This window comes from Fodinicola feengrottensis (assembly GCF_039530045.1).
Taxonomy (GTDB): domain Bacteria; phylum Actinomycetota; class Actinomycetes; order Mycobacteriales; family HKI-0501; genus Fodinicola; species Fodinicola feengrottensis.
This window is the reverse complement of the sequence record NZ_BAAANY010000003.1, coordinates 62563-76097: the sequence shown is the minus strand read 5'-3', so window position 1 is coordinate 76097 and position 13535 is coordinate 62563. Positions and strand designations below refer to the sequence as shown.

Annotated in this window: 10 protein-coding genes; 6 read left to right on the top strand and 4 right to left on the bottom strand. The window is 64.8% G+C overall.

The window, feature by feature from the left end; genetic code table 11:
• Positions 1-32 precede the first annotated feature (32 nt).
• Positions 33-554, top strand: coding sequence for a VOC family protein (locus ABD301_RS04835; RefSeq protein WP_344307529.1), 522 nt, complete (start codon positions 33-35; stop codon positions 552-554).
• 73 nt (positions 555-627) lie between these two features.
• On the opposite strand, the gene ABD301_RS04830 is transcribed toward ABD301_RS04835, so the two are convergent.
• Both ABD301_RS04830 and ABD301_RS04825 read right to left on the bottom strand, forming a co-directional pair.
• Entirely contained in the window at positions 628-1029 is a 402-nt protein-coding gene (locus ABD301_RS04830) for a hypothetical protein (protein WP_344307527.1), read from the bottom strand.
• Positions 1030-1031: 2 nt separating this feature from the next.
• Entirely contained in the window at positions 1032-4604 is a 3573-nt protein-coding gene (locus tag ABD301_RS04825) for a phage tail protein (RefSeq protein ID WP_344307525.1), read from the bottom strand.
• Positions 4605-4944: 340 nt separating this feature from the next.
• Here ABD301_RS04825 and lepB point away from each other — a divergent pair, with 340 nt between their 5' ends.
• The 5 genes from lepB (at position 4945) to ABD301_RS04800 (ending at position 12728) form a co-directional block, all read left to right on the top strand.
• The gene (lepB, locus tag ABD301_RS04820; protein WP_344307523.1) at positions 4945-5391 is read left to right on the top strand and encodes a signal peptidase I; all 447 of its coding nucleotides are present in this window, start codon (positions 4945-4947) and stop codon (positions 5389-5391) included.
• Between the two features lie 445 nt (positions 5392-5836).
• Positions 5837-6337 (top strand): thioredoxin domain-containing protein, encoded by a 501-nt coding sequence (locus ABD301_RS04815; RefSeq protein ID WP_163573171.1) that lies wholly within the window; start codon positions 5837-5839, stop codon positions 6335-6337.
• Positions 6334-8163, top strand: a complete 1830-nt coding sequence (locus ABD301_RS04810) for an ABC transporter ATP-binding protein (protein ID WP_344307521.1) — start codon at positions 6334-6336, stop codon at positions 8161-8163. Before ABD301_RS04815 ends, ABD301_RS04810 begins: the two co-directional genes overlap by 4 nt.
• A 24-nt stretch (positions 8164-8187) precedes the next feature.
• A complete protein-coding gene (locus ABD301_RS04805) occupies positions 8188-8991 on the top strand; it encodes an alpha/beta hydrolase family protein (protein ID WP_344307519.1) in 804 nt (267 codons plus the stop codon).
• A gap of 281 nt (positions 8992-9272) precedes the next feature.
• The gene (locus ABD301_RS04800) at positions 9273-12728 is read left to right on the top strand and encodes an alpha-amylase family glycosyl hydrolase (protein ID WP_344307517.1); all 3456 of its coding nucleotides are present in this window, start codon (positions 9273-9275) and stop codon (positions 12726-12728) included.
• Here ABD301_RS04800 and ABD301_RS04795 read toward each other — a convergent pair.
• Both ABD301_RS04795 and ABD301_RS04790 read right to left on the bottom strand, forming a co-directional pair.
• Positions 12716-13150 carry a type II toxin-antitoxin system VapC family toxin gene (locus tag ABD301_RS04795; RefSeq protein WP_344307515.1) on the bottom strand — a complete coding sequence of 145 codons (435 nt, stop codon included), beginning with the start codon at positions 13148-13150 and terminating at the stop codon, positions 12716-12718. The genes ABD301_RS04800 and ABD301_RS04795 overlap by 13 nt on opposite strands.
• Positions 13147-13503 (bottom strand): hypothetical protein, encoded by a 357-nt coding sequence (locus tag ABD301_RS04790; RefSeq protein ID WP_163573168.1) that lies wholly within the window; start codon positions 13501-13503, stop codon positions 13147-13149. The genes ABD301_RS04795 and ABD301_RS04790 overlap by 4 nt, the downstream gene beginning before the upstream one ends.
• Positions 13504-13535: the final 32 nt, after the last annotated feature.

The window sequence follows — 13535 nt, the reverse complement described above, 5'->3', positions numbered from 1 at the left end:
TGGTGGCGTACGCACGGACACCGGAGGATGACATGCCGCAACCGCAGGGCGATGAGCTGGAGAAGGTCAGGGCGCGCCGGAACGAGCTGCGAGCCGAGTATTTGCGGCCGGCCGCGCAGCGCCCGGCGACCGTTGTCCAGGGGGTCCACCACCTCGCTCTGATCTGCAAGGATGTGGAAGCGACGATCAAGTTCTACCAGGAGTTCCTGGGCTTCCCGCTGGTCGAGCTGGTGGAGAACCGGGACTACGCTGGGTCGAGCCATTTTTTCTTCGATATCGGCAACCGAAACCTGCTCGGATTCTTCGACTTTCCCGGCCACGATCATCCGGAATTCAGTGAGACCATCGGTGCGGTGCAGCACCTCGCTCTGTCCACGTCGCCGCAGAATTTCGCCGCCATCAAGGCCAAACTCGACGCGGCTGGAGTGGACTATCTGGGCCCGGACCGCGGCATCCAGGACAGTGTCTACATCCGCGACCCGAACGGCATCGGCCTGGAGTTCTACGAGCAGGAGCTGGGCTTCTTCGACGGCCACAAACTCCTAGGCTCCTAGCGGAGCTGGTGCATCTCAGGCGACGAAAGTGGTCATGAGGTATTGGCGACCAAGGTCGTCGAGGTGAGGGCACTCACTCAAGTTCCGAACTCGTCATCGTCAGCTCAGTCAACTCGTCGCCATCGTCGCCGCCTACCGCATACACCCGGACCGGTATCGCCAACAACTCGTCGATGAACTGGTCCCAGTAGTCGGCGTTGAGCTTTTCCTGCACGGCTACGACCGCATCAAGCAGCGCATCGAGTTTGCTGTCGAAGTCGATCTTGAGATAGCCCTCGTTTTCCTCTGTGAGCAGACCCAGGCGCACCCAGTCGTCGCCGGGCGTGTAGCTGAACTCAAGGTCGGCATCGTCGTTTTCGAAGGCGAAGTCCGGCCAGTCGAGATTCTCTGCTGACTCCTCACGTGACCAGCCTGCCGCCTTCAAGCGGTCGGTGATCTGGCGCCGCGGATCACCTTCAACGCTCTGCTCGGCCATCGTTAGCCCTCTCCCACCTTCGTCTCGACTTCCTTGGCATCCGCATTGATTTTGTCGATTATCGGCTGCAGCTTCCTAGCCTTGCGTTCGATAGTAGCGCGCTCTTGATCGTCGAGTGGAACCCCCTCGTAGTGCTTCTCCAAGATCTTTTCGAGGCTGAGGACGCTAAGGGTAAATCCTCCCGCGCGGAGCTCTTTCAGAGCGTCTATCGAGATCTCCTTTTGTTTATTCTTGTCCTGCAGTGACTTCTGCACCGGCTTTCCACTCGTTGGATCCTTCAGCTTCTCGCCGGTCACCGGGTCTCGTGCCTCCTGCTCGCCGTGGTAAAGACCCAGGATGTCGAGGTGTATGGACGTGTTCGTTTCCGCGGCGAGTTTGGCGAGGATGTTCTTGCAATTGGGACAGGGGCTCTTGAGGATCTGTATCGACAATGTATTGCGCGCCGCGGTGGGCAGCCTGCCGCTTGCCAGCCCGTCCCGGATGAGCCTGTCCAGAGCGTCCTCGGCGTGTCTGACCTGGCTTTTCAGCCTCGGCAACGCTATCGAGTTCCATGACGCTGTCAGGGATGTGTGCTGTACGGTCCGTCGTACGCCGAGTCGCCTTGCCTCTCTCTGTTCGGCTATCGCTTTTTCTTCCGGTGACAGGTCGGCGGCTTTCTCGATGGCCTTCGACTCGGCTACCCGAATTCCGACCTTGAAGTCCTCATGGACGAACTTCGTTGCCAGTTTCTCTGGAGAAGCGCTGACGTAGGCCGCGAACTCACCGGCCTTGCCGCTGGACTTAATAGTAATGGACCGCAGTCCCAGGGACTTGTTGGCCTGGTAGACGGCCTCTGCTTTGCTTTTGACAGCGGAGGCACTGGAGAATGTTGGGCCGATAGCCGCCTTGAGCTCGTTGCCTGCCTTGGCCTTGACCGCTGTCGGACTGAGCTTGCCGCCGGCTGCCTCCGCCGCCTGTGGATCTGCTTTGGTCTTGCTCTTTCCGGTGAACTTGTCCTTGATTCTGCCGCCGGTGGCCTTCATCTTGGACCAGATCTTCTTGCCGAAGCCGACGATCTTGTCGACCACGAAGTCGACGGCCTTCATGACCGGTTTGGACAGGGATTGGAAGAACGACTTGACCTTGTCGGCGATCCCGCCAACTCCGAGGATGGCTGCGAGCGCACCAATCAAGACCGGGATGGACTTGGCGAGGGCGGACTCGATGAGAGCTGGTACGCCGCCGGCACCGCCGCCGGCGATGGCGATGACGGCGTCCAGGACAGAGCCGACGAACTCGATGATCTGGGCGCCGCGTTCGACGATGAACGTGACGATGTCGATGATCATCTTGCACGCCTTGACAAAGGCTGACGCCGGGTTGAGCAGCGAGATGATCCAGGTGATGCCGGCCATCAGGACGGTCGGGATCAGGTATTCGCTGATCTTGGAGAACAGATTCTCCTTGAGGTCGCCGACCTTTTCCTTGATCTCCTCCCAGATGCCGCCAATGCCCTCGGACTGCAGTTTCTGTGCTACCGGTACGGACTTCTCGACGGCATCCATCGCCTTCGCGGGGACGCCCCGGGTGATGATCCGGGCTTTGATGGCATCCCAGGTCAGGCCAAGCATCGAGGCGATCATCTTGACGATGCCGCGCAGGTCGAACTTGTCCGGCAACTCGATGCCGGCCTCGGCCATCGAGCCCAGCAACCAACTGACGAGCCCCTTTTTCAGGTGGTCACCGATGTTCGACATGAAGTTCTTCAGGCCGGCACCGACCGCGGACACCAGGTTTCCGAGGAAGCCGATTGGGTCCTTGATGATCGCCATCACCGCGCTCGCGGCTTTGGCCAGTACGCCCAGAAGAAGGTCTTTGAGCTTCAGAATGGTGTCAATGACGCCCTTGACAGCGCCGATGGCCTTGTCGATCAGGCCCTTGTTCTTCTCCTTTTCGGAGGAAATCTCCTCGTCGACGGACTTCAGGGCTTCGTTGTACTTGCTGGCCAGGGTGTTGACCAACTCGCTGCCCTTGGCGTCGACCGACTCGGTCAGCTCGTCGAACTTGGACGAGAAGCCGCCGGCCGCCTCCTTGCCGATCGCCTGCAGGTCCTTCGGGAGTTTGGTGACTTCGGCCTGCAGATCGGTACGGCCGGTGGCGATCCGCGCTTTCGCCCGGTTCAGCTCGCTGCCGATCAGGTCGGCGACGCCGGAGATGACCCGCTGCATGCTGGCCACATAACCTTGTCGGGCCTGCACGAAGATTTGGTTGGCCTCGTCCGGCAGGCCGGAGAACTTGTCTTTTACCCACCGAAGTTTGCCGCGCCAACCGGAATAGCGCTTGTCCTTGTATTCGTCCATCTTCCGCTTGTGCTCAGCGGTGAACGCGTCCCGGGCGGCCTTCTCGTCGCGGGTGAACTTCTCGTCGACCTGTTTGTCCAGATTGGACAGAATGCCTTCGACCTCGGTTTTCGTGGTGTCGAAGACTTTCTGTAGTTTCGCGGTAACCTGGGCCCGCTGCAACTCATCCTTGCTCTTGGCGCCCTCTTTCGCGGTGGCGACCTGGGCGCCGGCCACCTTGCGGTCGTTCGCGAGGGCGGTCATCGCGGTCGCGCCGCTCTGGCCGGCCTCGGCTTTGGCACCGGCCAGCGTCTTGTCCTCGGCTGCCCGTACGACTCCAGGTGCCGTCTCGGAGTGCTGTTCGCCTTCTTTCTTCGCGTCCAACGCGCCTTTGAACTCGGGTTCGTTGGACTTGCCGAGCTGTTCTTCGGTGACGCCGGCCTGGGCCATTTCGTCGTTGACCTGGGCCGGGCCGGCAGAGAAGTCGGTGGCCAAGGCGGGTGCCTTGTCCGGCACGGCGTTGGCTGGGTTCGGTACGCCCGGGGTGGGGGGAGGCTGGTCCGGTTTTAGCGGTGTGACCGGTTTCTCGACGGCTTTCGAGGTGTCCGGCGCGGCTTTCGTGGTGGTCTCGATCTGGCCGGCGGACGCCTTCTTGCCGTCGCTGACCTTGCCCTGAACCTGCCCTTTGACCGCGTCAGCCTTGCCGGAGCTGCCGAATTCGTCGGCTTCCTCGAGATTCTTCGGTGCCTGCGCGGCGATCGCGTCGTTGACCGCCTTGATGAACGCGGCTTTGTCGAAATCGCCGGGTTTGGCGGCGTTCATCTTCTCCGCGTTGGCGGTTTTGCCTTGCGCTTCCTTGTCGTCCTGCGGCGGCTTCGCCGCGGCTTGCGAAGCCGCCGCCTCCGATTGGGGCGGCGAGTGCTTCGCCATGTTCTGCTGCTTGCCCTTGATGTCCGCTTTCAGCGCGGAAAACTTCGGGTCGGCCTGCGGTCCCGCGCGATGGGCCGGCGCCGCCGTGGTCCCGGGCGCCAGACGCTGCACGGAAGGCCCCTCGACCGGCACCGAGACAGCCGCGGAGCCCGCGACGATGGACGAGGGCACGGCGGCTGTCGGGGCGGAGACAGCTGGTGCGGGAGTGGCCGCGGCGGGTTTCCTGGCTGCCGCCGCCGCTGCTGTCGTACGAGTCGAAGCCGGCCGACGGGTAGCCAGCATTCGGGAGACGGCCCGGTTGCCGGCGCTGCCCTGCAGCCGTTGCAACGCGGCCGGGCTGAGGGGGCGACTGGGGGGAGATCCGGGCGATTGGGCGGATTCTGCCTCTTCGGTCGTTTTCGTTGCGGCGCCACGTGGAACCGGCTGTCTGTGTTTTTCCCGGTCGTCCGCCGGTGCTCGCACCGCACACCCCCACGCCAAGGAGTTATCGCTTCGGTCCGATCGTGTCATGTTTCGGCAAGCCCCGGGGCGGGCAACGGGGCATCCACCTTGCCCCATCGGGCAGGTCGGGTGTATGTCAGGTGCGGAGGACGCTGACAGCAAAATGTCAGCGGGCTGAAAGCCTGGTCGCCTAAGCTCGTGCCAGAACGGACTCACGGGAGGATGGTTGGTTTACGGGGGCTGGATCGCTGGAGCGGTGGTCGTGCTGGCAGCGGTCGCGACGGCGGCGATCGTACGAACACGGCGGCGACTGGTGGTTGTCTCTGTCGACGGCGCCAGTATGTCGCCGACCCTGGAATCAGGGGATCGGGTGTTGGTTCGCCGTCGCCAACTGGATGACGTACGAGTCGGTGACATCGTTGTGTTGCAGTCGCCGGCCGAATTGGTGAACGTGCTGGATTCCACCTCGGTCTGGAATATCAAGCGAGTAGTCGCGCTGCCTGGTGACGACGTGCCAGTCGGGACCGTGCCGGCCGGCAACCCTGCTGTGGTGCCGGCCGGGAAATTGGTCGTGATCGGCGACGGGGCGATCAGCAGCGATTCGCGGCAATGGGGTTTCTATGCCGGTGATCGCCTGCTCGGCGTGATGATCCGCCAGATGTCAGCCCGCTGACCTGCCGTTTATTCTTTTGTCATGCCATAAGCCTTCCAATTGTCACCTGTGATCTCGGCAATAATAGCAATTGTAGCGCTATGTGCGTCCATCTATGGACTTTTGAAAGGAAAGTAGTTAGCGTCCGACTCTCGTGGCCCGATCGTCGGTGCCGCGGCGGAAGGAGAAATTCGATGGTGAAAGTCATGAACAGGATCGGTGACCGGCTGCTGCAGCGGTTTGTTCCCAAGACAGAAGCCAAAGCTGGCGCATATTATGCCTGCTACTGCGAGGATTTCGTGAACACCTGGGTTTACAAGTACTGCGACGGTAACGGGTGTACGTCCTGCGTGTACCACTCGAATGTGAACTGTCTCGTCTAGTAGTCCGCGTCCGAGGTGGGCCGGCTCGGTCGCGGATCGGCCTGCCTCGGCCATTTTTTGTTCGTACGAAAGAGAGAGTCCTGATGCCCGTACTGATCGCCGCGGTCGTCCTGCTCGGTGTGCTCTGCCTGGTCGGTCTGCTGTTGATTTTCGCCATCCTGCGCCGGCTGCGCGAACAAGGGGCGGAGCTGGAAAACCTGCGCAAAGTCCTGGGCATGGGGATCACTGACTACGACGTGACCGAGTTGGTTGGCCGCAAGATTCCGGAAATCGGCGGCCGGACGCCGGCCCTGGTCGGATTTTTCTCCGTCGGCTGTGACTCCTGCCATGAGCAGGCACCGAAGTTCGCCGAACAGGCCAGCGGCCAGCACTGCGTCGCCATCGTCACTGGTACGGGTGCGGAGCGGGATCCACTGCTGCGGCAGTTGGGCGACGCCGCGGTGCTCACCGGCCCGGACGGCGCGGAGGTGGCCCGCGGTCTGGGTATCCGGGCATACCCCACCTTCTTGCGGGTGGACACCGATGGTGTGATCGTACGCGCGCAGACTGAGGCGGCCGGACTGTCGGAGCGGATCTCCGCGTGACGTTTGCCTTACCTGACAAACAAGTACGGCCGAAAGGTGGCAAAGGCCGGCAGGCCGCCGCGATGGCCAGGCTGTGCTGGGCGGCCGGCTGGCCACTGCTGGTGGGCGCCCTGGCGACGAACCTGATCAGCGGACTGTTGCCTACCGCCACCGCGTGGCTGACCAAGCTCGTCGTCGATGGGATTGTCTCCGGTCGGCCCCAGGTCGCGCTGCTGGGCGTCGCGGGCGGGTTGGCCACCGTCGGGATTGCCACCGGAGTGCTGCCGCAATTGGTCACTTACCTGCAAAGTGAGTTGCGCCGCCGGATCGACCGGACCATGCAGGACCGACTTTTCAGTGCGGTCAACCGATTTCACGGGCTGGCCCGGTTCGAGAGTCCGGCGGTAGCGGACAAGCTGCAGATGGCAGCGCATGTCAACGGTACGGCCATGATGCCGGCACTGACCGGCATGTTCACTGCCGGCCGCAGTGCGGTCACCGTCGCCAGCATGCTGGTGACGCTCTGGATTCTCAGCCCGGTGATGGCCCTTGTGGTGACCGCCGCGGGAGTTCCGGCGCTGCTGGCGCGGCTGGCGCTGTCCCGGCGGCGGAGCCGGATGGTCGCGGATTTTGCTGCCACCGCACGGCGCCAGTCGCTCTACAGCTCGTTGATCACGGACGTACGAGCCGCCAAGGAGGTGCGTCTGCTGGGCCTGGGCGACTTCCTCAAGGGACGACTTTTTGGAGAGTTGCGGGCAACCCAGACGGCCGAGCGTGGACTGGATCGACGAGGAGCGCTGATACAGTCAGGACTTTCGGGGCTGGGTGCGATAGTCGCCGGCGCTGGGCTCGTCTGGGCTGTCCATTCGGCGGCGACCGGTGGTCTCAGCCTTGGTGACGTCACGGCTTTCGTGGCCGCGGTCGCCGGCACTCAGGGCGCGATGGCCGGGCTGGTCGACAGCCTGGCGATTGGGCACGAAGCACTTCTGTTTTTCGAGTATCACGCGGATATCGTCTCGCTTCCCGACGACCTGCCGGTCACCACGAGCGGGGAGTTGCCGGTGCTGCGCCAGGGCATCGAACTCAGAGACGTCTGGTTTCGGTACGACGAAAGCCTTCCCTGGGTGTTGCGGGGCGTCAACCTGACGATTCCGTACGGGACGGCGGTGGCGATCGTCGGCCTCAATGGCGCCGGCAAGAGCACGCTGGTGAAACTTCTGTGCCGTTTCTACGATCCGACCCACGGCTCGATTCGCTGGGACGGGGTGGACATCCGCGAAGTGCCACCGGCGCGGCTGCGGGAACGGATGGGTGTCCTTTTCCAGGACTACATGTCGTACGACTTGACCGCGGCGGAGAACATTGGGATCGGTGACCTGCCGGCGCTGGCCGATCGCGATCGGATCCGCGTCGCTGCTGAGAAAGCCGGGGTAGCGGGGCCGGTCAGGGCGTTGCCGGCCGGTTACGACACCATGCTGAGCCGTACGTTCGCCGGCCACGACGGCCCCGGCGTGATGTTTTCCGGCGGCCAGTGGCAACGGCTCGCGCTGGCCCGAACGTTGCTCCGAGACGGCCGCGACCTGCTCATCCTGGACGAACCCAGTTCCGGCCTGGATGCCAGGGCGGAGCACGAAATCCACCACCGGCTGCGCCAACACCGCTCCGGTCGTACCAGCGTGCTGGTGTCGCACCGCCTTGGCGCGGTGCGGGAAGCCGACGAGATTGTCGTGCTGTCCGACGGAAAGATCGCGGAATCGGGCACCCACGACGAGCTGATTGCCAGCAATGGCCAGTATGCAGAGCTTTTCGCCGTTCAGGCCCGCGGCTACCAGTCGTCCCTCAGGTGACGCTCGGCCGGTTAAGGTCGGGCGGTGGACAGTCGGGAAGTGTTGAGCCGGCCGGCGCCGCCGCCGGATCTGACCGTGTCGTACGGGCCGCATCCGGATCACGTGGCGGACGTGCGGCTGCCGGCCGGTGAGGCTGGGCCGCTGGTGTTGCTGTGGCACGGTGGTTTCTGGCGGTCCGCGTACGACCGCTCGTACACCGGCCCGATGGCGGCGGACCTCGCGAGCCGCGGCTATGCGGTCGCGAGCCTGGAATACCGGCGGACCGGCGCGGACGGCGGTTGGCCGGCGACTTTCGACGATGTCGCGGCCTCGATCGAGGCGGTGCCGGCCCTCATCGCGGCCGCCGCGCCCGGCCGCGCCGACCTGAACCGGATCGTCTACGCCGGCCATTCGGCTGGCGGCCACCTCGCCGTGTGGGCGGCACTGCGGTCCCGGCCCACAGGCGTGCTGGCGCTCGCGCCGGTCATCGACCTGGCCGGCGCGTACGAACAGGACCTGGACGGCGGCGCGGTGGATGCCCTGCTCGGCGGCGGTCCCGACGAGGTGCCGGATCGGTACGCGGTTGCTGACACCGCCAACCTCGCCGCGCCCGAGGCGCCGGTGTGGGTGATCCACGGCGACGAGGACGACCGGGTGCCGATCGAGATGTCCCGTGCGTACGCGCGCGCCACCGGCTGCCGGCTGACAGAGCTGCCCGGCGCCGGCCACTTCGGCGTCGTCGACCCTCTCTCGACCGTCTGGCCAGCGGTGTTGACCGCCCTCGAGGTCTTACTAGCAGGCCGCACGAGGAAGGATGTTCCTCGCCTGCGACAAGGTCGACGCGGGTGAGGAACATCGGCGACCGGGTTCGCGTTCGGAGCCGTCGGCAACCACCTCAAGTGCTCCTGGAATGCGCAACTCGTACGCCGGCGCCGCGCCGGCCGGTCCGTGCTCTACTACCGCACGCCGGACGGCGATCGTCTGATATGTGCGACCAATCGCTGAAATTCCGCTGACCAGGGGGAGAAGAAAACGGGCTGATGTGGGTACCGTCAGCTCGGAGGTGGTCCGGCATGCTCAAGCGCAGCCGCATGGTTGCTGTCGCCGTGGGGATGGCAATGGTGTTTACCATGCTGCCGGGGGCACCCGGGATGGGCGCGGCGCGGGCGACGGCGTCGCCCGCCGCGACCGGGATTGACCGGGCCGCGCTCGGGCACGACGGACAGAGCGATGTCTACCGAGTGCCGGCCGGTACGGTCGCGCCGGGCAGCGCGGCGACGGTCAGGTTTCGTACGGCCGCTGACAATGTCGACGCCGTCACCCTGCGGCTGACCGAGCAGTCCACTCAATCGCAGCAGCTGGTTCCGATGCGGCGCGCGGCGCGCTCGGTTTCCTGCTATGACAGCACACTCGTGGGTCAGCGCTGTGATTTCTGGGAAACCGTGGTCAAACCAACCGATCTCGGCGCGTACGGTTACCGGTTCGTCGTACAGCGTGGGCAGCAGACCGCGTATTACGCTGACCAGCCCGCCCAGTTTGGCGCGATGGGCGCCAGCACGGACGGCGATGTCGCGCAGGATTACCGAATTCACGTGGTGCGGCCGGACTTTCCGGTGGTGGGGGCCATGAAAGACGGCGTGATGTATCAGATCATGCCGGACCGGTTCGACAATGGCGACCCCAGCAACGATGTTTCGCTGACACGGTCGCGATACGACTATCCGGCTCCGCCGAACGCGACTCCCTCGCAGATCGCCTTGGCCCAGGCGGCCCAGACCACCCACCGGACGTGGAACCAGCTGCCCGCGGGCGGCTGCCGCGATCACGTCGACGAGCCGTGCACCGAGCAGGCCCTCGGCCGGGACTACTTCGGTGGCGATCTGCAAGGCATCGCCGCGAAAATTCCGTACCTGCACGGGTTGGGCGCCAGTATCCTCTACCTGACGCCGATCTTCGCGAGCAAATCCAATCACGCTTACGACGTCGAGGATTTCACCCGCATCGACCCGGCGTTCGGGGGTGCGGCGGGGCTGCGGCAGCTGCTGCAGCGGGCGCATCGGAGCGGCATCAAGGTGATCCTGGACGTGCCGTTCGATCCGTCCTCATCGGACAGTCCGTATTTCGACCGCTACCACCACTATCCCAACGACGGCGCTTGCGAGAGCGTCACTTCGCCGTACCGGTCGTGGTTTACTTTCACCGACCTGCCGGTCGGCGAGACCGGACCTTGTGCCGGCAGCAAGCCGGGCCTTTTCGCCTCGTACGAGGAATGGGGCAATGTAGCCGAGGCGTTGCCGCTGTTCCGCAAGCACGATCCTGGCAACCCGGCCGCCGTTTTCGCACCGGTCGCTGACTACTTCTACAACGGCCCGCAGTCCATCGCGCGGCGCTGGCTGGACTTCGGCGCGGACGGTTTCCGGCTGGACTCGATGCAGGATGAGTCTTTCCCCACCGCGTATTGGCAACAGTTCCGTACGGTGGTGAAAGACGCCAAGCCGGGTGCGCCGCTGGTCGCTGAGGGCTGGCACTTCGCGGACAACATGAAACTCACCAACGGCGACCAGGCTGACACCCCGATGGGCTATCGGTTCCGGGCCGCGGTGTTGTCGCTGATGGGCGCGGTCGGCGACGACAAGTCATTCCCAGGCGACGACAATCCAACCGTACCGGTGTCGCAGTTCGCCGCCGCCATGCAGTCCATTCGGCAGGACTATCCGGACGCCACCTACCGGACTTTCATGAACCTTCTCGACTCGCATGACACCGCGCGGATCCGCTGGATGCTGACTCCCGGCAAGTACAACAGCGCCGATCGCGAGGCGAATCCGGCCCATGTCGCGGCCGGCCTCGCCGCCGAAAAGGTGGCCGCCACGATCCAGTTCACGGTGCCCGGGATGCCGAGCGTCTACTACGGTGACGAGGTCGGCGTGACCGGCTCCGACGACCCCGACAACCGACGAACCTTTCCCTGGACTGGTACGAGCAACTGCTCGGCGGCCACCTCGTACTGTGCCGGCGGCGACCGCGATCTCCTGTCGTTCTATACGCATCTCGCCTCGTTGCGGAAAACCCATCCGGTCCTTCGTGACGGCGACGCGCATTTCCTGTTGACCGACGACACCGCGCAGACCCTCGGCTATGCCATGCGTAGCCCAGACGATCTCGCATTGGTGCTGGTCAACCGCAGCTCCAGTATGCGGACTTTGCGCGTACCACTGGGATCTGTGGCGCGTGACGGTATCGCCCTAGCGCCCGCCTTCGGCGCCGGTGCGCAGGCGGTGACCAGCGCCGCTGGCGTGGTGACCGCGTCCGTGCCACCGATGACCGCGCAAGTTCTGGTCGCCACGCCAGGTCAGGACCTGACGCCTCCGCCAGCGCCGCAGCGGGTGAGTGGCAGCCCGGCCGCGGCCGGCCGGGTTTCGCTGCGGTGGTCGACCGTAACAGGTGCGAGCCGGTACGAGGTGTGGCGCAGTCCGCTTTCTGGTGGCGGCTACGAACGGGTCGGAGTCGTTGCCGGTCCGTCCTTTGTGGACACTCCGGATTCCCGGGCCCATTACGTTGTTCGCGCGGTCGACGCAGCGGGCAATATCGGGGCCCAGTCTGCGGAAACAGCCGTCACACCGTCGAGGCCGATCACCGCGGCGACCTTGACCTCGGCGACCCAGGTCGACCGCGAGGTCGGTGTCGACCCCACGACGGTCACCGCCGACGTGACAGCACCGTCGATTGGTGATCCAACCGCGATCAGAGCCGAGGTCGGCCTGGCGACGGCTGGCGGATCGTACGACTGGAGGCCGATGAGCGGGGCGGCTGGGCTGCACTTCAGTGGTGGCCTCCGCCCTGAGAGTGCCGGCTCGTACGACTTCCAGGCCCGTTTTTCCAGCGATGGCGGCCATCATTGGACGTACACGGCTCGCGGCACACTGGTGGCGAAACCGAGCACCGGCACGACACCACCGGCGGCGCCGGCCGTCACGATGGACTGGTCCGCCTCGACGCTGAGCCTGCAGTGGCCGAGCGACCCGGATGCCGCCGAATATCGGGTCTATCGCAGCGATCGTCCCGATCCGGTCGCCACCTTGCCGGGTTCGGCGTCGTCTTATGTGGATCCGCTCGTGTCGCCCGGCAAGACTTATTCGTACCAGGTGCGGGCGTTTGACAGCCACCTCCATGGCTCCGCGTTGTCGGCGCGGGTTAGTCACCGTGTGGAGCCAAAAATCGTGACGACCACCTTTCGAGTCAAGGTGCCGTCCGGCTCGACTGTCTACCTCGCCGGTGCCACCACTAGCTTGCCGGCTGGTGCTTCGGACCCACTTTGCCTCTGGTGCGGTGGAAACGCCACCACCCGGATGCACGAGAGTTCACCCGGAATCTGGGAGCTGACCGTACAGATCCCCGATCACGCTGGCATTCAGTGGAAATACACCCGCGGGAACTGGAACACCGTCGAGGTCCGCGCCAACAACCGTACGGCCACTGTCACCGCTTCCCCAGGCGGCCAGTCGCTCCTGATCGACAACACCGGCCCGCCGTCCGACGCTGGCGCCGGCGGCAGCGTCACCAGCTGGGCCGATCAGCCCGGCTGATCCACCGGAAATCCGCTCCGGCGTGCCGCTTGCGCCAATGTTCTGTCATACGTGACGAAGGAAGTCAGCGCTGGTCCGATTTCTTGGGCGCAGACAAGGTGAATCGCGTCGAGCGAGCCGACATATGGATCGTCCGCATACATCCCGGCGCTGATAAAGGTGTCCGTGTCGACGGTGACTCGGTCGATATGGTCGAGAAGGTCAGCCGCGGCGGCCAGCCGCTCGTCCAGAACCTCCGGATCGACCCGGAGGTTGCGCTGGGTGTCGTAGCAGGATCGCCGGACGACCCGGATCACCTCGGTCACCGCGAGATCCGACGTGACCACCTCGTCCTGCCGATCTGCCAGGTAAGCCTGAAGTGCCGCCGTCTCCTTCTCCGTGATCACGAGTTTCACCAGCGCGCAGGAGTCGACATAGATCACGTCCGCTCCTGCTCGCGCAGGTCCAACAGCAGCTCGGACAGTGTCGGCCCGCTGCCGGTCGCCGGCAGCGGTGACCACCGGCCGAGCCCCCGAGGCTGGCCGGGACGAAGCTTGCCGGCGGCGATCATCTCGGCCCGGCGACGTTCACTGGGCGTCAGTGGCACCAGCCAGGCGACCGGCAGTCCGTTGCTGGTGACCGGCACCGGGTGCTCGAGGCGCTCCACCTGGTCAGCCGTGAGTTTTCCCAGCTCACGCATCGTGAGTGCGGCGATCTCGCGGTGCTCCTCGGCGGGCATCCGCCGGTGTTGGCTGGCGCCCTGGGTCGGGTCCGCGGAGTGGGCTGGAACGGTCATGCCCCACACTTTAGCACGGCGCCCGACACTTA

What these genes read in the sequence shown, in the direction of transcription:
- ABD301_RS04835 (WP_344307529.1), top strand. Translation starts at nt 33, where the DNA reads ATGCCGCAACCGCAGGGCGATGAGCTGGAGAAGGTCAGGGCGCGCCGG.
- ABD301_RS04790 (WP_163573168.1), bottom strand. Translation starts at nt 13,503, where the DNA reads ATGACCGTTCCAGCCCACTCCGCGGACCCGACCCAGGGCGCCAGCCAA.
- ABD301_RS04815 (WP_163573171.1), top strand. Translation starts at nt 5,837, where the DNA reads ATGCCCGTACTGATCGCCGCGGTCGTCCTGCTCGGTGTGCTCTGCCTG.
- ABD301_RS04830 (WP_344307527.1), bottom strand. Translation starts at nt 1,029, where the DNA reads ATGGCCGAGCAGAGCGTTGAAGGTGATCCGCGGCGCCAGATCACCGAC.
- ABD301_RS04800 (WP_344307517.1), top strand. Translation starts at nt 9,273, where the DNA reads ATGCTGCCGGGGGCACCCGGGATGGGCGCGGCGCGGGCGACGGCGTCG.